Consider the following 21,013-nt stretch of genomic DNA (forward strand, 5'->3'; position numbering starts at 1 on the left):
GGCCGCTCTGCACGCGTCGAATTGGACCGATAAGGTCGAAACGTGTGTGGAGCCACCGGGGAGGTGCGACTCGACGGCCGGGTGCCCGACGTGGCGGCGGTCGCGGCGATGGCCGACGTGATGTCACCGCGCGGTCCGGACGCCGCGGGCGCCTGGTCACAAGGCCGGGTGGCCCTGGGTCATCGTCGCCTCAAGATCATCGACCTGACCGAGGCCGGGGCCCAGCCCATGGTCGACGCCGACCTGGGCCTGACCATCGTCTGGAACGGCTGCATCTACAACTACCAGGATCTGCGCCGCGAGCTGGAGGGCCAGGGTTACCGGTTCTTCTCGCACAGCGACACCGAGGTGCTGCTCAAGGCGTACCACCGTTGGGGTGACGACTTCGTCTCCCACCTGCACGGCATGTTCGCGTTCGCCATCGTCGAACGGGACAGCGGCCGGGTGCTGCTCGGCCGCGATCGGCTCGGCATCAAACCGCTGTACCTCAGCGAGGACAGCCACCGGATCCGGTTCGCCTCGACCCTTCCGGCGTTACTGGCCGGGGGTGGCGTGGACACCCGGATCGACCACGTCGCGCTGCACCACTACATGACGTTCCACTCCGTCGTCCCGGCGCCGCTGACGATCCTGCGTGGGGTGCGCAAGATCCCGCCGGGCTCGCTGCTGGCCATCGAACCCGACGGCCGGCGCGTCGCCACCACCTACTGGGTGCCCGATTTCACCCGCCACGCCGAGCGCGCCGACTGGTCGGAGAACGACTGGGAAGACGCCGTCCTCGCGGCGCTGCGTACCGCGGTCAAGCGCCGACTCGTCGCGGACGTCTCGGTCGGCTGCCTGCTCTCCGGTGGTGTGGACTCCAGCCTGATCGTCGGGCTGCTCGCCGAGGCGGGCCAGCACGGGCTCGCGACGTTTTCCATCGGCTTCGAGTCGGTGGGCGGCGTCGAGGGCGACGAATTCCGGTATTCCGACATCATCGCGGACCGCTTCGGTACCGATCATCACCAGATCCGGATCGGGACCGACCGGATGCTGCCGGCGCTCGACGACGCGATCGGGGCGATGAGCGAGCCGATGGTCAGCCACGACTGTGTCGCCTTCTATCTGCTCAGCCAGGAAGTGTCACGGCACGTGAAGGTCGTGCAGTCGGGCCAAGGTGCCGACGAGGTGTTCGCGGGCTATCACTGGTATCCGCCGATGGGCGCGCCGGAGGCCGGCAGCCTGCAAGGTTCGGTCGCGGCGTACCGCAGCGCCTTCTTCGACCGGGACGTGACCGGTCTCGCGGGTTTGGTGGCACCGGAGCACATCGCGCCCGGCGATCCCAGCGAGCGATTCGTCAGCGAACATTTCGCGCGCGCCAATGCCGAGACCGGTATCGACCGGGCGTTGCGTCTCGATACGACGGTGATGCTGGTGGACGACCCGGTGAAGCGGGTGGACAACATGACCATGGCCTGGGGTCTGGAAGGACGGGTGCCCTTCCTCGACCACGAATTGGTGGAACTCGCCGCGACCTGTCCGCCGGAGTTGAAGATCGCGCACGAAGGCAAAGGTGTCCTCAAACAGGCTGCGCGCCGGGTCATTCCCGCCGAGGTCATCGACCGCCCCAAGGGATACTTCCCGGTTCCGGCCCTGACCCATCTGGAGGGGCCCTATCTGGACATGGTCCGTGACGCGCTGTACGCGCCGGTTGCCAAGGAGCGCGGCCTGTTTCGCGCCGACGCCGTCGAGGCTCTGTTGGCCAATCCCAACCGCAGGTTGACTCCGTTGCGCGGCAACGAACTCTGGCAGATCGCCCTGCTGGAGATGTGGTTGCAGAAGCACGGCGTCACCGGGACCGCGGAATGAGCGAGTTCGACCCGTCGGAGGACAACCCCGAGGCGATCACCCTCGCTCTGCACAATGCCGCACCACCGGAGTTCGCAGAGCTGATGTCGCACGATGTGGAACTCGAATTAGGCTGGGGCCGACTGATTTTCGGGCAGACATTCGCCGACGCCGACACATTGGCCGAAACGCTGCGTCGGGAGGCGCCCGGCCGTCGCGACATCTGCATCTATGCGCGCGAGTCCCATGTGGTGGTGGCCAAGGCTCCCGCTGAACTGTTCATCGACCCCAGCCACACCTACCGGCTGCGCTTCGCCGAACTGAGCGACGAGGAGCCGCCGACTCCACCTCCGTATGTCACGGTGCGCACCCTGAGCGATGTGGGCGACGCCGACGCGATGAACCGCGTCTGCGTCCGGTGCGGAATGGTCCCCGCGCCGGTCGAGACGATCTGGCAGAACCATCTAGGGGTCGAGGCGTTGACCTATCTGCTGGCGGTACGCAACGAGGACGGTGCGGTGGTGGGCACCGTCACCGGAGTCGACCACGAAGTGCTGTTCTCCGATCCCGAACACGGATCGAGTCTGTGGAGTCTGGCGGTGGATCCCGCCGCCGCGCTGCCCGGACTGGGCGCGGCCCTGACCCGGGCGCTGGCCGAGCACTTCCGGGCCAAGGGCCGTGCCTACATGGATCTGTCCGTCGCGCACGACAACGCCGCTGCCACCGCCCTGTACGAGAAGCTGGGTTTCCGGCGGGTCCCGGTGCTGGCGATCAAGCGCAAGAATGCGATCAACGAACCGCTGTTCACCCCGTCGCCCGAGACCGTCGACGACCTCAACCCCTATGCCAGGATCATCGCCGACGAGGCTCTGCGCCGCGGTATCTGGGTGGAGGTCCTGGACGCCGAGACCGGCGAGATCCGGCTCTCGCACGGCGGTCGCAGTATCGTCACCAGGGAGTCGCTGTCGGAGTTCACGTCGGCTGTCGCGATGTGTCGGTGCGACGACAAGCGGCTGACCCGCCGGCTGGTTTCCGAGGTCGGCATCACCGTACCGCGTGCCCGGCTGGCCACCTTCGACGACGCGGACTACGCGTTCTTGACCGAGGTCGGGGAGGTCGTCGTCAAACCCACCCGCGGCGAGCAGGGCAAGGGCATCACCGTGGGCATCACCGCCGAACGCGGGCCCGGTGAGCTTGCCGCCGCCCTCGCGCGGGCGCGGGAACAGTACCGGGAGGTGCTGATCGAACAGCGGGTGCCGGGCAACGACCTTCGGCTGGTGGTGATCGACGGCCGGGTCGTCGCCGCGGCGCTGCGGGTGCCGCCGGAAGTCATCGGCACCGGCGACCACACCATCCGGGATCTGATCGGTGCCGAGAGCCGGCGGCGCTCGGCGTCCACCGGCGGCGAATCTCGCATCCCGCTCGACGACCTCACCGAGGCCACCGTCGCCGAATCGGGTTGGTCGCTCGACGACGTGCTTCCCGAAGGGATCCGATTGCGGGTTCGCCACACCGCCAACCTTCATCAGGGCGGGACGATCCACGACGTCACCGCGCAGGTGAACCCGGAACTGTGTCGGGTGGCCGTGTCGGCCGCCGAGGCGATCGGCATCCCGGTGACCGGCATCGACTTGCTGGTACCCGACGTCGCCGGCGACGAGTACGCGTTCATCGAAGCCAACGAGCGACCAGGGCTGGCCAACCACGAACCACAGCCCACCGCCGCGGCTTTCGTCGACTTCCTGTTTCCCGGGCGGCCGGGCCAACCACCAGCCTGGACTCCGGAGGAGTCACCGGCGTCGTGACGCCTACCGGCTGACGTGGCCGGCGGCAGGCTGTTTGAGGTCGGACAGCCGTACCAGCACGGCCAACACGACCGCCACCAGAAGCAGCGCGGCGACATCGCCCCATAGGTGTCCCATTCGATGGTGGCCGCCGAAGGACTCGACCGCCATGATCGCCGCGTGCACAGCGCTGGACCAGATCGCAAACCAGATCAGGCTGAGGTGCTGCTGCGGGCTGCGGGCCGCATTGATCAAGAACACGCCCAGGGTCGCGTACACCCCGACGATCATCATGAAGTAGTCGGAGTGGTGGGGCGGTCCGGGATGCCAGGCCCAACCCGACGGCCAGACCACGGCCAAGGGATAGACGAGAAGCATTACCGAGCCGAAGATTACGAGTGCCAGTTGCAAAGATCGGTAGGGCTTGGGCATGACGGGCATGGTGCGCTCCAATCGTCGACGGCGTGTCGATTATCCGCCCGAGTGGCCGGTTCTGGATATCGAATGCCGATCCGGTACGCGCAAGAATTCCGCAAGAAATCCGCGAAGCGACGGCAAGCGCTGCGCCGCAAGCTATGTGGCAACCGGGGTTTTGGAGTCCCGAAGAACAGGTTGCCGGTGTTATCTTGTCGACGCTGGTCCGTGCACACCAAGACGGTCCGCGCTCGCTGGTCTAGCCGTTGACCCATCGCTAGGTGGTTAGGAGAACGAGTGAGTATCAATCCGTTCGACGACGACAGTGGTCGCTTTGTCGTGTTGGTCAACGACGAAGAGCAGCACAGCCTTTGGCCGGTCTTCGCCGATGTTCCGGCTGGGTGGCGGGTGGTGTACGGCGAAGCGGATCGAGCCGCTTGCCTGGACTACATCGACCGGAACTGGACCGACATCCGGCCCAAGAGCCTGCGCGAGAGGTTGGCGCAGGGCACGGGCTTCTGAGTTGCGGGCCGTCGGGAACTTGGCGGCGAGATGACAACGCTTGACGGCAAACTCGACACCGGGGGACCACCGCGGTCCGACGAGGAAGCCGCGAAAATCGTGCAGCTGCTGACCGACATCTTCACCCAGGTGCTCGGTGCCGAGCGGGTCGGTATCGACGAATCGTTCTTCGACTTGGGTGGGGACTCGCTGTCGGCGATGCGGGTGATCGTCGCGGCCAATGCGGCCTGCAACGCCGATCTGCGGGTCGGTGCGCTCTTCGATGCGCCGACCATCTCCCAGCTGGCGTCACGGATCGTCGGTGACTCCGGTGTGCTCAAGCCGTTGCGGGCCGTCCCGCGGCCGGCGATCGTGCCGTTGTCGTATGCGCAGAGCAGGTTGTGGTTCATCGACCAGTTGCAGGGGGCCTCGCCGGTCTACAACCGGGCCGTCGCGTTGCGACTGCTCGGCCACCTCGACACCGACGCGCTGGGTGCGGGCTTGATCGACACCGTGCGGCGCCATGAGGCGCTGCGTACGGTGTTCGCCGCGGTCGACGGCGTGCCCCGGCAGGTGGTCGTACCCGCAGCGCGCGCCGACTTCGGTTGGCAGATCGTTTGCGCCGCTGGGTGGGCACCGGACCAACTGGAACAGGCCATCGGGGAGACGGCGCGTTACAGTTTCGATCTGGCAGCGGTGATACCCATTCGCGCAACGCTATTCGCGCTCTCTGAGCGGGAACACGTGCTGGTCGTCGTGGTGCACCACATCGCCGGCGACGGTTGGTCGATCGGCGTGCTGGCCGGCGACATCATCACCGCATACCTGAGCCGATGCGCGGGCCAGGCGCCGGACTGGGCCGAATTGCCCGTGCAGTACATCGATTACACGCTGTGGCAACGGGAGAACCTCGGCGACCTGACCGACCCGGACAGCCCGCTGGCAGCTCAGGTGGACTATTGGGCGACGGAATTGGCCGGGCTGCCGCAGCGCCTGGAGCTGCCGACCGATCGGCCGTATCCGCCGGTCGCCGATCATCACGGTGACCAGGTCGTCGTGGAATGGCCGGCCTCACTGCAACGCCGGGTTCGAGACCTCGGCCGCGCGCACAACGCGACCAGCTTCATGGTGGTCCAGGCGGCGTTGGCCGCACTGTTGTCTCGGCTCAGCGCGAGTCACGATGTGGCGGTGGGCTTCCCGATCGCGGGTCGCGGTGACCCGGCGCTCGAGGCGTTGGTGGGTTTCTTCGTCAATACACTGGTGCTGCGCGTCGACCTGAGCGGTGACCCGACTTTCACCGAGCTACTCGCGCAGGTGCGGCGGCGCAGCCTGGCCGCGTACGAGCACCAGGATGTGCCGTTCGAGGCGCTGGTCGATCGGCTCAATCCGCCTCGGTCGCGGGCACACCATCCGCTGGTCCAGGTGATGCTGGCCTGGCAGAGTAACGATCCGACCGTTGGACTGGCCGCCGGTGACCTGCAGATCACCTCCGTGCCGGTCGACACCCACACCGCCCGCATGGATCTGGCGTTGTTCCTCGTCGAGCGTGCCACGGATAGCGGCGAACCCGCCGGCGTCGGCGTGCGGGCCGAATTCCGCACCGACGTGTACGACGTCGCCACGATCGCAACGCTGATCGCGCGGTTGGCGACGGTGTTGGCAGCCGTCACAGCGCATCCCGGCCAACGGTTGTCGGCCCTGGATGTGCTGAGCACCGAGGAGTACGCGCAACTGGCGCAATGGGGCAATCGCGCGGTGCTGACCAGCGCGGCGCCCCCAGCGATATCGATTCCGGCGGCCTGGCAGCTGCAGGTCGCGAAGTCTCCGTCTGCGGTGGCGCTGACCGACGGGGCGTCCTCGTGGTCCTACTACGACGTCGACCGGGCCGCTGATCGCCTGGCCCGGTTGCTCTCCCAGCGCGGAGCGGGACCGGGGGCGTGCGTCGCGTTGCTGTTGCATCGGTCGGCGCGGGCTGTCATCGCGATGCTGGCCATCCTCAAGACCGGTGCGTCCTACCTGCCGCTGGACCCCCAATCACCCAGTAGCCGAATGGGTTTCATGATCGGTGACGCCGCACCGATCGCCGCGGTCACCACCGCCGATCTGGCTGACCGGTTGGACCGACACCGGTTGCCGGTGACCGACCTCGACGAAGCGCTCCGGGCCGACCCCGAAACCGGCACCGCCCTGTCAGCCCCGGACCCGCACGACATCGCCTACATCATCTACACCTCGGGCACCACCGGTGTCCCGAAGGGCGTCGCCGTCAGTCACCACCACCTGACCCAACTCATCCGGTCCCCGATCGCAGGCCTGGCAGCGGAGCAGGTCTGGTCCCAATGTCATTCGTACGCCTTCGATTTCTCGGTGTGGGAGATCTGGGGCGCCCTGCTGCACGGTGGTCGACTGGTGGTGGTGCCCGAAGAGGTGGCGGGCTCACCGACCGACTTTCACGGCCTGCTGGTCTCCCAACAGGTGAACGTGCTCACCCAAACCCCTTCCGCGACAGGCATGTTGGCCACCGCCGGCCTGGAATCAACCGCGCTGCTGCTGGGTGGTGAACCGTGCCCGGCCGACGTGGTGGATCGGTGGGCGCCGGGGCGGGTGATGATCAACGCCTACGGGCCCACCGAGACAACCATTTATGCGACCTCGAGCGCGCCCTTGACCGCCGGGCGGCCCGAATCGCCACCGATCGGCTCCCCGGTGCCCGGTGCGGCGTTGTTCGTGCTCGACGAGTGGCTGCGTCCGGTGCCGCCCGGTGTGGTGGGGGAGTTGTACATAGCCGGCCACGGCGTCGCCTACGGGTATGTGGGCCGCACCGGTTTGACGGCATCGCGATTCGTGGCCTGCCCCTTCGCCGGCCCGGGAACGTCCGCGACACGTATGTACCGCACCGGTGATCTGGTGTCGTGGCGTCCTGACGGACAACTGCACTATGCCGGGCGCGTGGATGACCAGGTGAAGATCCGCGGCTACCGCGTCGAATTGGGTGAAGTGCGAAGCGTTCTGGCCGGGCTGGACGGGGTGCAGCAGGCGGCGGTCGTCGTCCGTGAGGACCGTCCGGGGGACCGGCGGTTGATCGGATACCTGACCGGGACGGCCGACCCGGCCGTGCTGCGCACCGAGTTGGCGCAGCGGCTGCCGTCCTACCTGGTGCCGGCCGCGTTGCTGTCGGTGGAGGCGTTGCCGCTGACCGTGAACGGCAAACTCGACGTCGACGCCCTGCCCGCCCCGCGCCATCGGGACAGGGGCGACTACCGTGCCCCGACAACGCCGGTCGAGGAGATCCTGACGGGCATCTACGCCCACGTGCTCGGTGTGGAGCGAGTCGGCGTGGACGACTCCTTCTTCGACCTCGGCGGTGATTCGCTGATGGCCATGCGAGTCGTCGCGGCGGTCAACGCCGCCCTAAATGCCAACCTGGCGGTGCGCACACTGTTCGACTCGCCGGCCATAGCGCAGTTGGCCGCGCGGATCATGGTGGGCGGGAATCGGTCGGGTTCGCTGGTTGCCGTCGAGCGCCCGGCAATCGTCCCATTGTCGTTCGCGCAGAACCGGTTGTGGATCATCGACCAATTCCACGGCCGCTCCGCGGTTTACAACATGCCGGTGGCGTTGCGGTTGCGTGGCGAGCTCGACATCCGGGCGTTGGGTGCGGCGCTGGCCGATCTGGTGGCCCGGCACGAAAGCCTGCGCACCATGTTCCCGTCGGTCGACGGCATCCCCCGCCAGCAGGTCGTCCCCGCCGAGCAGGTCGACCTGGGTTGGCGGGTCGTCCACACCGGCACTTGGCCGGCGGTCCGCGTGCAGCAGGCCCTGTGTGATGCCGCGCGCCGCAGCTTCGACCTGACGCACGAGACGCCTTTGCGGGCAATGCTTTTCAGCAGCAACGAGCGGGAACACCTGCTGTTGCTGACGCTGCATCACATCGCCGCCGACGGGTGGTCGGTCGGCGTGCTGGCCGCCGAGTTGGGTGCGGCGTATGCGAGCCGGTGTGCTGGGCTGGCGCCGGCGTGGCCGCAATTGCCGGTGCAATACATCGATTACACGCTGTGGCAGCGGGAGACGTTGGGAGATCTGGACGACGGTCGTAGTCGGATGGCGACGCAGTTGAGGTACTGGGAAAACGCGCTCGCCGGACTGCAGTCGCGTCTGGAGCTGCCCACCGACCGGCCGTACCCCCCGGTCGCCGATCACCAGGGCGACAAGGTGGTGGTCACCTGGCCGGCAAGTCTGCAAAGGCGGGTACGCGAGGTCGCCCACGCGCACGGCGTGACCAGTTTCATGGTGATGCAGTCGGCGCTGGCGGTGCTGCTGTCGAAGCTCAGCGGTAACCCCGAGGTGGCGGTGGGATTCCCGGTCGCCGGTCGTGGCGCCCCGGAATTGGACGGTGTGGTCGGCTTTTTCGTGAACACGCTGGTGTTGCGGGTCGATTTGGCCCAGTGTCCGACGTTCGCCGATCTGCTCGTGCAGGTGCGCCACCGCAGCCTGGCCGCCTACGAGCATCAAGACGTGCCATTCGAGCTGCTCGTCGAACGCCTTGACACCGAACGGTCGCTGACCCACCATCCCTTGGTTCAGGTCATGCTGGCCTGGCAGAACAACGTCGCGCCCGAACTCACGCTGGGTGACCTCGAGGTCACCCCCGTAGCGGTCGATACCCACACCGCGCGAATGGATCTGATGTTCTCGCTCGGTGAACGTCTCACCGACGCGGGCGCACCGGCCGGCATTGGCGGAACGTGCGAGTTCCGCACCGATGTGTTCGACGTCGCCACCATCGAGACGCTGTGCGACCGGCTGGAGGGGCTGCTGACCGAACTCACCGCGCACCCGAAACGCCGATTGTCCGCGGTGGACCTGCTTGTCGCCGACGAACAGACCCGACTGGACCGCTGGGGCAACCGCGCCGTGCTGACCCAGCCCGCACCCCCTGCGGTGTCGATCCCGGCGGCGTGGGCGGCTCGGGTCGCGCGCACCCCGGATGCGACGGCGCTCACCTGCGGGCCGCGGTCCTGGACCTACCGGGAAATCGACGAGGCATCGAACCGGTTGGCGCGCAGGCTCACCCAGCATGGCGTCGGCCCCGGCACCGGCGTGGCGCTGTTGTTCTGTCGCTGCGCCGAGGCGATCGTGGCAATGACGGCGGTGCTCAAAACCGGTGCGGCATACCTGCCGATCGACCCGGCGCTGCCGCCGGCGCGGATCGCATTCATGCTCGCCGACACCGCCCCGGTCGCGGCGGTCACGGCCAGCGACCGCGCACACCTGCTGGACGGGCACGAGCTGCCGGTGATCGACGTCACCGACCCCGAGATCCAGCAACTGCCGTGCACACCCCTGCCAGTGCCGGCGCCGAACCACATCGCCTACCTCATCTACACGTCGGGCACCACCGGTGTGCCCAAAGGCATTGCGATCACGCACCATAACGTGACGCAGCTGCTCGGCAACTCAGGTTACTTCGAGGCGTCCCCGGAGCCGTTCGCGTTCGCTGCGGCGCAGTGGCATTCGTATTCATTCGACGTGTCGGTGTGGGAGATCTGGGGCACCTTGCTGCGCGGTGGCCGACTGGTCATCGTCCCGGAGGAAGTGGCCGCCTCGCCGACAGACTTCCACGATCTGCTGGCCGCGGAGAAGGTCGACGTGCTCAGCCAAACCCCGTCGGCAGTCAGGGTCCTGCCCGCCGCGGGGCTGGAATCGACGGCATTGGTGGTCGCCGGTGAGGCATGTCCGCCCGACGTGGTGGCACAGTGGGCGCCCGGGCGGATCATGATCAACGCCTACGGCCCGACCGAGGCCACCATCTATGCCTCGATGAGCGCACCCCTGAAAGCGGGGCTGCCGGGTTCGCCTCCCATCGGCTCACCGGTGTCGGGGGCGTCGTTGTTCGTGCTGGACAACTGGTTGCGCCCGGTGCCGCCCGGTGTGGTTGGCGAGCTCTACATCGCGGGAAGGGGTGTCGGCCTGGGGTATTGGCGCCGGGGCGGGTTGACGGCGTCTCGATTCGTCGCCTGCCCGTTCGGTGCGGCGGGCGCGCGCATGTACCGCACCGGGGACTTGGTGCGGTGGTGCCACAACGGTCCAGCCGAGGGCCAACTCGAGTACCTCGGCCGCGCCGACGAACAGGTCAAGATCCGCGGCTACCGCATCGAACTCGGGGAGGTTCAGGCCGCGGTCGCCGGCCTCGACGGAGTGGATAGGGCGGTGGTGATCGCCCGCGAAGACCGGCCCGGCGACAAGCGACTGGTCGCCTACGTCACCGGAGTGCCCGATCTCGCCGGTGCGCGTGCGGCATTGGCCGAGCGGCTGCCGTCGTACATGGTGCCGGCCGCGGTGGTCCTCCTGGACGCGTGGCCGCTCACCGTCAACGGCAAGCTGGACACGCGGGCACTTCCGGCGCCGGATTACCAGGACGCCGACACCTACCGCGCCCCGGGTAGCCCGGTGGAGGAAGTGCTGGCGGTCGTCTACGCCGAAGTCCTCGGGCTGCAGCGCGTCGGTGTCGACGAGTCGTTCTTCGAGCTGGGGGGTGACAGCATCCTGGCGATGCAGGTCGTGTCGAGGGTGCGCGCGGCCGGGGTGCTCTGCCGGCCACGCGACATCTTCGTCGAACAGACCGTCGCCGGGGTAGCCCAGGTCGCCGCGATCGCCGACGAAACCCACGCGGACGACGACGACGTCGTGGGCGAGGTAGCGCTGACACCGATGATGCGCTGGCTACACGCTCTGGACGCGCCGGTGGCACAGTTCAACCAGATGGTGTTGCTGCAGGCTCCGGCGGGCGTCACCGAAGCGGATGTCGTTGCGCTGCTGCGTTTTTTGTTGAACCGACATGCCATGCTGCGCTTGCGGGTCGACGACGACGGCACCGGGGGTTGGGCGATGCACGTGCCCGACCCGGATGCGCTGGACGCCACCGATTGCCTGCAATCGGTCGAGGTGCTGTCCGACCACGCGTTGCTCGCGGCGCGGTCCCGGTTGAATCCGGCTGCGGGCATGATGTTGAGTGCCTTGTGGGTGACCTCGGTCGGCCAGCTGGTGCTGATCGTGCACCACCTGGCAGTCGACGGGGTGTCCTGGCGAATCCTGTTGCAGGACATCAATGCCGGGTGGGTGCACCGCCGCACAGGTCAGCCGGTCGAACTGCCGGCGGCCGGGACGTCGTATCGGCGCTGGGCGGCACTGCTACGTGAGCAAGCGCGTTCACCGCAAGCTGTCGCGACCGCGGACATATGGCGCCGAGTAGCCGTGACGCCCCCGGCGTTGCCGCCGGTGAACGCCGCGCTCGACACGTTCGCCACCGCCGGGAACCTGGCGGTGACGTTGGACACCGAGACCACGCGGGAGCTGCTGGGCGAGGTGCCGGCAGCGTTTCACGCCGGCGTGCACGACATCTTGTTGATCGCTTTCGTCTTGGCGTGCGCTGAATTCCTCGACGCAATGGACACACCGATCGGCGTCGACGTCGAGAGCCACGGACGCGACGACGAACGGGCACCCGGAATCGACCTGTCGCAGACCGTGGGCTGGTTCACCGCGAAGTACCCGGTGGCGCTGACGGCGGGCGGGCTGACCTGGCCGCAGGTGGTGGCCGGCCAGCCGGCACTCGGTGACGTGGTCAAGAACGTCAAGGAGCAGCTCCGGGCCGTGCCCGACGGCCTGACCTACGGCATGCTGCGCTATCTCAACGACGAAATAACCCTGCCCGCAACCGATCCCACGATCGGATTCAACTACCTGGGACGACTGGGCGCTGCCGCCCGCAAGGACGGCTGGCGCATCTGCCACTGGGGTTCCCTGTTCACCGACACCGTGGGCACCGCATTGCCCATGCCGTTGCTGCACACCGTCGAACTCAACGCCGCCACCCTGGACACCGATACCGGCCCACAGCTGCATGCCACCTGGACGTGGGCACCGTCGACACTGGACGACATCCGGGTCGCCCGGCTCAGCGGATTGTGGTTCGAAGCGCTGCGCGGCATCTGCGCGCACGTGCGATCCGGCGGAGGCGGGTTGACCCCGTCCGACATCGCGCCCGCCCGACTCACTCAACAGCAGATCGACGAGCTGCAGCGGCAACACCGGGTCGCGGACGTGCTACCCCTGACCCCCATGCAACAGGGGCTGCTCTTCCACACCAGCACCGCGGAGTCCGGTGAGGTGTACACGGTCCAGCTGGACATCACGGTCACCGGAGCCGTCGAACCCGGCCGGCTGCGCGACGCGGTGCAAACGGTCGTCGAGCGGCACCCGCACCTGGTTGCACGCTTCAGCACCCAATTCGACGAGCCCGTGCAGGTTCTCGCCGGTGACCCCGCCGCCCGGTGGCGCTATGCCGAGCTCGACGACGAAGACCAGATCCGGCAACTGTGCGCCGACGAGCGCGCGGCGGTATGCAACCTCGTTGACGCACAAGGATTTCGGGCATTGCTGATCCGCACTGCCGAGCATCAGTACCGGTTCGTGCTGACCAATCACCACGTCGTAGCCGACGGATGGTCGATGCCGATCCTGCTGCGGGAGATCTTCGCCGGCTATCACCGGCAGCGGCTACCCGCGGCCCCGCCGTACCGCCGCTTGGTGGCCTGGCTGGCCGACCGGGACGTTGCCGCCGCCCACGCCGCCTGGGGCGAGGTCCTGGCCGGCTTCGACACCCCGACACTGGTGGCCCCCGCCGACCGGATCGGGCAGGGTCCGCGCAACTCCGTCGGGGTCCGGCTGTCCGCCGATGACACTCGGTTGCTCGGCGAACTGGCGCGCGCATTCCGCACCACCATCAGCACCGTCCTGCAGGCCGCCTGGGCCCACTTGCTCGTCATCCAGACCGGTTGCCACGATGTCGTTTTCGGTGTCCCGGTGTCGGGCCGGCCGACCGAGTTGGCCGGCGCGGAATCGATGGTGGGGCTGTGCATCAACACCGTCCCGGTGCGGGCGCGCGTCACCGCGGCAACCACGACCGCAGACTTGTTGCGCCAGTTGCACACTCATCACCACCGCACACTCGAGCACCAACACCTGGGGTTGCGCGATCTGCACCGCATCACTGGCCACCAGGTCCTCTTCGACACCCTCGTCGTCTACGAGAACTACCCGCTCGACACCGGCGTCCTGCTGGATACGCCTGGAATCGCCGTCACCGGCGTCACCACCCGCGAACACACGCATTACCCGCTGGTGATGCAAGCCGCACCCGGCGACGAACTGCGCCTGGACGTCGACTACCGCAGCGACCTCTTCGACGCGGCGGCCATCGACGGCCTGGCGGACCGGTTGCGGCGGATCCTCGTCACGATGGCCCACGACCCGAGGCTTTCGTTGTCGTCACTGGATCTGCTGGATCCCGCGGAGGGGGCGCAACTGGATCGATGGGCCAACCGCGTGGTGTTGGCCCGGGGTCCGGCGACGGCACAATCGATTCCGGCGGCGTTGGCCGTTCAGGTCGCCCGCACCCCCGATGCGGTCGCGCTGAGTTGCATCGGCTCGACGATGACCTACCGGGAGTTTGACGAGGCGTCGAACCGGCTGGCGCGCCGGCTGATCGGTCTCGGTGCCGGCCCGGGAGCCGTTGTGGCGCTGATGTTTACACGCTCGATCGAGGCTATCGTCGCCATCACGGCGGTCCTCAAAACCGGGGCGGCCTATCTGCCGCTGGACCCGGCCCTGCCCGCCGCCCGGATCGAGGTCATGCTCGCCGATACCGTCCCGACCATCGTGCTGACCACGGCGGAACTGGCCGCGCGGCTGAACGGACACGATCCGCTGATCATCGATGGGCGCGGCAGCGGCGACCATCCCGGCACCACCGTTCCGGTGCCCGCGCCCGATGAGATCGCCTACCTGATCTACACGTCGGGCACCACCGGCCTGCCCAAGGGCGTGGCCATCACTCAACGCAACGTCACCCACATGGTGGCGTCGCTGGACGCATCGCTGCCGCGCGGGGGAGTGTGGGCGCAGTGCCATTCCTACGCCTTCGACGTCTCGGTGTGGGAGACCTGGGGTGCGCTGCTGCGCGGCGGACGGCTGGTGATCGTCCCGGAGGCAACCATGCAGTCGCCCAACGAATTTCACGCGCTGTTGGTCGCCGAACGGGTGACCGTCCTCGATTTGAGCCCGACCGCGCTGGGCGCGTTGTCTCCGGATGGTCTCGAATCGCTCGCGTTGGTGACCGGCGGCGAGGCATGCCCGGCCGAGGTCGTCGACCGGTGGGCTGGCGGGCGTCTACTGGTCAACGCTTACGGACCGACCGAGACCACCGTGGATGCGGCCAGAAGCGCCGCGCTGCTGCCCGGGTGCGGGGCGCCGCCGATCGGTTCGCCAGTGCCCGGGGTGGCGCTGTTCGTGCTGGACGGTTGGCTCCGGCCGGTGCCGACCGGCGTGGTGGGCGAGTTGTACGTCGCCGGTGACGGTGTGGGTGTGGGTTATTGGCGTCGATCAGGGCTCACCGCATCGAGATTCGTGGCGTGCCCGTTCGGCGTTCCCGGCGCGCGCATGTACCGCACCGGTGATCTGGTGAGCTGGGACGTCGACGGGCAACTGCGCTATGTGGGTCGGGCGGACGAACAGGTCCAGATCCGCGGATTCCGCATCGAACCGGGAGAGGTTCGGGCGGCGCTCACCGAGTTGGCCGAGGTCGATCAGGCGGTGGTGATCGCCCGCGAAGACCGGCCCGGGGACAGGCGGCTGGTGGCTTACGTGACCGGGGCCGTCGATCGAACCGACGTGCGGGCGGCGCTGGCCGATCGGCTGCCCTCCTACCTGGTGCCCGCCGCGGTGGTGGTCCTGGATGCGCTGCCGCTCACGGTCAACGGCAAACTCGACACCCGCGGCCTCCCGGCGCCGCAGTACCAGGACGGCGAGCTGTACCGGGCGCCGATCAACGCGGTCCAGGACACCCTCGCCGGGATCTATGCCCGGGTGCTCGGACTCGAGCGTGTCGGCGTCGACGACTCGTTCTTCGAACTCGGCGGGGACAGCATCTTGGCGATGCGGGCGATCACCGCGATTAACGCCGCGCTGGGCAGCGATCTCGGGGTTCGCACCCTGCTCGACGCCCCATCGGTCCGAAGCCTCAGCCAGCGGTTGGGCACCGCCAGCCCGGCCGTGCACGCGCGTTATCTGGCCGTGCACGGACGCGACGGCGTCGAGGTACGCGCCGCGGACCTCACATTGGACGAATTCGTCGACGACGCGACGCTCACCGGCGCCCCCGGCCTGCCGGGCCCGAGTGCCGAAGTCCGGGCCGTTCTGCTCACCGGCGCCACCGGTTTCGTCGGTCGATACCTGGTCTTGGAGTTGCTCAAGCAGGTGGAGTCGGTCGACGGCACGCTGGTCTGCTTGGTCCGGGCGGACACGGACGAGGACGGCCGGCGGCGCCTGGAACAGGTCTTCGAGGGCGGCGACCCGGAAACGCTTTCGGTGTTCCGCGATCTGGCTGCCGATCATCTGAGGGTCTTCGCCGGTGACAAAGCAGCAACCGATCTGGGTCTGGACCGGCAATCCTGGCAGCGGCTGTCCGAGACCGTCGACCTGATCGTGGATTCCGCGGCCGTGGTCAACGCGGTCCTGTCCTACAGCGAGTTGTTCGGACCCAACGTCGTCGGCACGGCCGAGTTGATCCGCCTCGCGCTGACGGCCAAGCGTAAGACGTTCGCCTATGTGTCCACCGCCGACGTCGGCAACCAGATCGAGCCGTCGGCCTTCACCGAGAACGCCGACATCCGCGTCGTCAGTCCCACCCGGGTGATCAACGGCGGCTTGGCCGACGGCTACGCCACCAGCAAATGGGCCAGTGAAGTACTGCTGCGGGAGGCCAACGAGCTGTGCGGCCTGCCGGTGGCCGTGTTCCGCTGCGACATGGTCCTCGCCGACGGCACCGCCACCGGCCCGCTGAACCTGTCGGACACCGTGACCCGGATGGTGCTGAGCGTGCTGGCTACCGGCATCGCACCCGCATCGTTCTATCGGCTCGACGCGAACGGAGGCCGGCAACGCGCGCACTTCGACGGGCTGCCCGTGGATTTCGTCGCCGAGGCGATCGCTGTGCTGGGTGGGCGAGCGGTGGACGGATTCCAGACGTTCCACGTGATGAATCCGCACGACGACGGTATCGGACTGGACGAGTATGTCGACTGGCTGAGCGAGGCCGGATATCCGATCCGGCGGGTGGGTGACTTCGACGAATGGGTGCGGTTGTTCGAAGCCGGACTGCGTGCCCTCCCGACCCGACAGCGTCAGCACTCGGTGCTGCAGACGTTGTTGTTGCGCGATGCCGCCCAACTGCGCCCGTTGTCGCCGACCCGCGGCGCCTACGCCTCGACGGACCGGTTCCGGGCCGCGGTGCGGGAGGCGAAGATCGGCTCCGACAACGACATTCCGCACATCTCGGCGCCGGTCATCCGCCATTACGCGGCCGTCCTGCAGCGCCTCGGACTGGTCTAGGCCGCTCATGCTCACTTTGCTTCGCGCCCATCGGCTTTCGATGACGGTGGCTCTGGTGCTGCTCGCCGCGGCCACCGCGCTGACGTTGCTGCAGCCACTGCTGGCCGGCCGGCTGGTGGACCGCGCCTCCGCAGAAGTCCCGATCCGGGGCTTCGTCGTCGCGTTGGTGACGATGCTGGTGGTTCAGCTGCTGCTGGAGTCACTGGGACATTTCGGGTTGGACCGGATCGGCGAGAAAATCGTGCTGACACTGCGCAACGACTTCACCAATCATGTTGTCCGCCTGCCGATCGGACTGCTGGACCGCGCCCGGACGGGTGAACTGCTGGCCCGGGGCACCAGCGATGCTGGCCTGCTGCGCGACATGCCCCGCGCGGTCGCCGACGTCGTGTTCGGCACCGTGACCCTGCTCGGAGCCAGCATGTTCATGCTGGCCATCGACGCGGTCACGGTGGCCGTGGTGGTGGCCGCGCTGGCGGTGGCTTTCACCGCGGGCAATCCGTTCCTGTCCCGTATTCAGCGGGCATCGTTATGTCGCCAGGATGCGCTGGGCGACTACACCTCCGGACTCGACCGGGCGCTGGGTGCGGCCCGCACGATCAAGCTGTTCGGCGCCGAGAACCGCGAAGCCGAGTCCATCAGCCTCAGCGCGGATGCCGCCTACGATGCGGGTGTTCGCGTCGCGGCTGCCACCGCGACCAACATCGGCATCGTACGATTGGGTATCACCGGGTCGTTCTTGGCGATCATGATCGTCGACGGCAGCCGGGTCGCCGGCGGTGCTTTGACTGTCGGGCAGTTCGTCAGTCTGTTCGCCTTCGCCATGTACGCGATCTTTCCGATCAACGCCGCGTTCATCGCGCTCACCGTGCTGCGTTCCGCGGCCGGGGCATATCAGCACCTCGACACCATCCTGCGGGAGCTTCCCGAGGGTGACCCCCCGGCACTGGCCGTCACCGGGCCCGACGCGAGAACACCACCCGACGGCACGCTCGTCGAGTTCGACCGGGTGTCGTTCAGCTACGGATCCGACACCGTCCTGCACGACGTGTCGTTCACCCTGGCCCGCAACCAGATCACCGCGCTGATCGGCCCATCCGGTGCGGGGAAGTCGACCATCCTCGCGCTGTTGTGCCGCTTCCACGACCCGACGTCTGGGTCGTTGCGCTGGGACGGCCGAGACTTCCGCAGCATCGCGCTGCGCGAACTACGCGGTCGTCTCGGCCTGCTCGAGCAGGACGCTCCCGTGCTGCACGGCACCATCCGCGACAACTTGCTCATCGCCGATCCCGGCGCCGCCGACGACGACCTATGGGTGGTGCTGCAGCAAGCCAACATCGCCGACGAAATCGCCGCGTTGCCAGCACAACTCGACACGCCGATACTCGAGCGCGGGCGCAGCCTGTCGGGCGGTCAACGCCAACGGCTGGCCCTGGCGCGAGCCTTCCTGTCGCGGTCGGAGCTCATCCTGATGGACGAACCCACCGCCCATCTCGACCGTGCCAACGAGTACGACGTGATGGCCAACGTGCGGCAGGCCCGCGGTGAACGCAGCCTGCTCGTCGTGGCGCATCGACTCTCGACGGTCACCAACGCAGACCAGATTCTGGTCCTGCGACACGGCCGGATCCAGGCAACGGGCACGCACACCGAACTCCTCGAGGTGCCGGTCTACCGCGAACTGATCGAGCATGAACTCGCCCCCCGTTAGCGAGGCGCATCGGCAACTCGGAAGGAAAAGTCTTGCTGCACCGAATCGCTCGACTCGCTATCACCGCGCCGCGCCGGGTGATCGTCGCGGCCGTGCTGGTCATGATCGCCGCCGCGATCTTCGGACTCCCGGTGACCAGGACACTTTCGTCCGGTGAAGGACTGGATTCGGCCGCTGAATCCGCGCGCGCGACCGCGTTGCTGACCGGCAAATTCGACCAGGGCGATATGGCCATCGTGTTCACGCTGACCTCCGACGACGGCGCACTAGGACCGCGCGGCCGGGCGGTGGGATCCGATCTCGTTGGGCGGCTGAAGAATTGGCCGGGTGTTCGAGAGGTGCGCTCGGTGTGGACCGCGCCGCCCGAGGCCGCGTCGTTGTTGATCAGCAAGGACGGCCGGACGGGTCTGATCATGGCCGCACTCACCGGCGGCGACACGAATGCCCAGAAAACCGCACGGCAGTTGGCGGACGAAATCGACAAGATCGTCAACGGCCGCGACGGCGTCGTGGTGCGCGCCGGAGGTGACGCCACCGTCTACTGGCAGGTGAACGAGCAGACCCAGCACGACCTGTTGGCGATGGAATCGGTGGCGCTGCCGCTGAGTTTCTTGGTGCTGGTCTGGGTGTTCGGCGGTCTGGTCGCGGCCGCGATACCAGCGGGCGTGGGCATCTTCGCGATCATCGGTTCCATGGCGGCGCTGCGCTGTATCGCGCTGTTCACCAATGTGTCGATCTTCGCGCTGAACCTGTCGGTTGCGATGGGGCTGGCCTTGGCCGTCGACTACACCCTGCTGATTCTGAGTCGATACCGAGACGAACTGGCAGAAGGGCGATCCCGTGACGCGGCGCTGACCCGGACAATGGTCACCGCGGGTCGCACCGTGCTGTTCTCGGCGCTGACGGTCGCGCTGTCGATGGCCACCATGGTGCTGTTTCCGCAGTACTTCCTGAAGTCTTTCGGGTATGCCGGGGTTGCGGTGGTCGCGTTCGCCGCCGCCGCGGCGATCGTCGTCACACCCGCGGCCATCGTGCTGCTGCACCGGCGACTCGACTCGTCGCGAATGCGTCCGCGCATGCGCCGTATCCTGTGGGGGACAACTGGTCCGCCGGGGTTCTTCGACTCCTGGTCCTGGTACCGGTGGACGAAAGTCGTTATCCGCCATGCTATTCCGGTCGGCATCACCATCACGGTGATATTGCTGCTGCTCGGTGCGCCGTTTCACAATGCGCGCTGGGGCTTCGCCGACGACCGCATTCTGCCCCCCTCGGCTTCCGCACGTCAGGTCGGCGAGCAGCTGCGCAGAGACTTCAGGGACGGTGGTGTTCCCAACGTCACCGTGGTGCTTCCGGACGCGACCGGCTTGAGTCCCGCCGAGCTGGACGGGTACGCCGCCGCGCTGTCCCGGGTGCCCGACGTGTCCTGGGTGTCCTGGCTCAGCGGCACCTTCGTCGGCGGCGCGCGGTTTGGTCCGCCGTCGGCGCCCTACGGACTCCGCGACGGCAGCGCGTTTCTGACCGTGGGCACCACCACCCCGCTGTACACGGCAGCCTCGACCGCACAGCTGGACCGCCTGCACGCCGTGACGCCGCCGAAGGGCAGAGCAGCGCTGTTGACCGGCGTAGCGGCCAGCAACCGCGACAGCGTGCACGCGATCGCGTCGCGCCTACCGTGGGTGCTCACCATCATCGTCGCCATCACCCTGATCCTGCTGTTCCTGCTGACGGGCAGTGTGGTGTTGCCGTTCAAGGCGGTGCTGATGAACACCCTGTCGTTGACCGCGGCGTTCGGTGCGCTGGTGTGGGTGTTCCAGGAGGGACACCTGGGCGGGCTGGGCACCGCCGCCACCGGCACTCTGGGCGTGCAGCTGCCAGTGTTGTTGTTCTGCATAGCATTCGGGCTTTCCATGGACTACGAGGTTTTCCTGATATCCCGGATACGGGAATACTGGTTGGCTTCCGACCGCGGACCGGATGCCAATGACGAAAGTGTCGCGCTGGGTGTTGCGCACACCGGCCGGGTCATCACCGCGGCAGCCCTGATCATGACGATTTCGTTCGCGGCTCTGATGGCTGCCCAGGTTTCGGTGATGCGGCTGTTCGGTTTCGGGCTGACCGTGGCGGTGCTTGCAGACGCCACGCTGGTCCGGATGCTGTTGGTGCCGGCATTCATGCACGTGCTCGGCCGACTCAACTGGTGGGCACCGAAATTGTTGGTGCGCCTGCATGATCGGTTCGGCTTGTCCGAGGGAGCAAGAATTTCGCAAGAAATCTGACACGATGCGGCAAGCCTTGAACGGCAACGTATGTGCTGTCGGCCGATTCG

At 67.6% G+C, this 21,013-nt stretch carries 7 protein-coding genes and 1 pseudogene; 7 read left to right on the forward strand and 1 reads right to left on the reverse strand.

Annotated elements, in window-relative coordinates:
- Window positions 1-42 precede the first annotated feature (42 nt).
- Both AC5Y46_RS13460 and ngg read left to right on the forward strand, forming a co-directional pair.
- The gene (locus AC5Y46_RS13460) at window positions 43-1,848 is read left to right on the forward strand and encodes an N-acetylglutaminylglutamine amidotransferase (RefSeq protein WP_499942672.1); all 1,806 of its coding nucleotides are present in this window, start codon (window positions 43-45) and stop codon (window positions 1,846-1,848) included.
- Window positions 1,845-3,632, forward strand: coding sequence for an N-acetylglutaminylglutamine synthetase (gene ngg / locus AC5Y46_RS13465; protein ID WP_499991596.1), 1,788 nt, complete (start codon window positions 1,845-1,847; stop codon window positions 3,630-3,632). The genes AC5Y46_RS13460 and ngg overlap by 4 nt, the downstream gene beginning before the upstream one ends.
- Window positions 3,633-3,635: 3 nt before the next feature.
- On the opposite strand, the gene AC5Y46_RS13470 is transcribed toward ngg, so the two are convergent.
- A complete protein-coding gene (locus AC5Y46_RS13470; RefSeq protein ID WP_499942668.1) occupies window positions 3,636-4,043 on the reverse strand; it encodes a DUF6632 domain-containing protein in 408 nt (135 codons plus the stop codon).
- Between the two features lie 279 nt (window positions 4,044-4,322).
- Between AC5Y46_RS13470 and AC5Y46_RS13475 the strand changes: the two genes are divergently transcribed.
- The 5 genes and pseudogenes from AC5Y46_RS13475 (at window position 4,323) to AC5Y46_RS13495 (ending at window position 20,963) form a co-directional block, all read left to right on the forward strand.
- Window positions 4,323-4,547: an MbtH family protein gene (locus AC5Y46_RS13475; protein ID WP_499942664.1), complete on the forward strand. Its 225-nt coding sequence runs from the start codon at window positions 4,323-4,325 to the stop codon at window positions 4,545-4,547.
- A 30-nt stretch (window positions 4,548-4,577) separates the two neighbouring features.
- Window positions 4,578-7,994, forward strand: a pseudogene (locus tag AC5Y46_RS13480) (non-ribosomal peptide synthetase); the annotation flags it as partial.
- Window positions 7,995-8,006: 12 nt separating this feature from the next.
- Window positions 8,007-16,976, forward strand: a complete 8,970-nt coding sequence (locus tag AC5Y46_RS13485; protein ID WP_499991776.1) for an amino acid adenylation domain-containing protein — start codon at window positions 8,007-8,009, stop codon at window positions 16,974-16,976.
- Between the two features lie 40 nt (window positions 16,977-17,016).
- On the forward strand, window positions 17,017-18,687 hold the full coding sequence (locus AC5Y46_RS13490; RefSeq protein WP_499942662.1) for an ABC transporter ATP-binding protein: 1,671 nt from the start codon (window positions 17,017-17,019) through the stop codon (window positions 18,685-18,687).
- Window positions 18,688-18,719: 32 nt separating this feature from the next.
- Window positions 18,720-20,963, forward strand: a complete 2,244-nt coding sequence (locus AC5Y46_RS13495; RefSeq protein ID WP_499942661.1) for an MMPL family transporter — start codon at window positions 18,720-18,722, stop codon at window positions 20,961-20,963.
- The last annotated feature ends 50 nt before the right edge of the window (window positions 20,964-21,013 follow it).

The sequence above is a fragment of the Mycobacterium sp. NGS59 genome, from assembly GCF_059812345.1.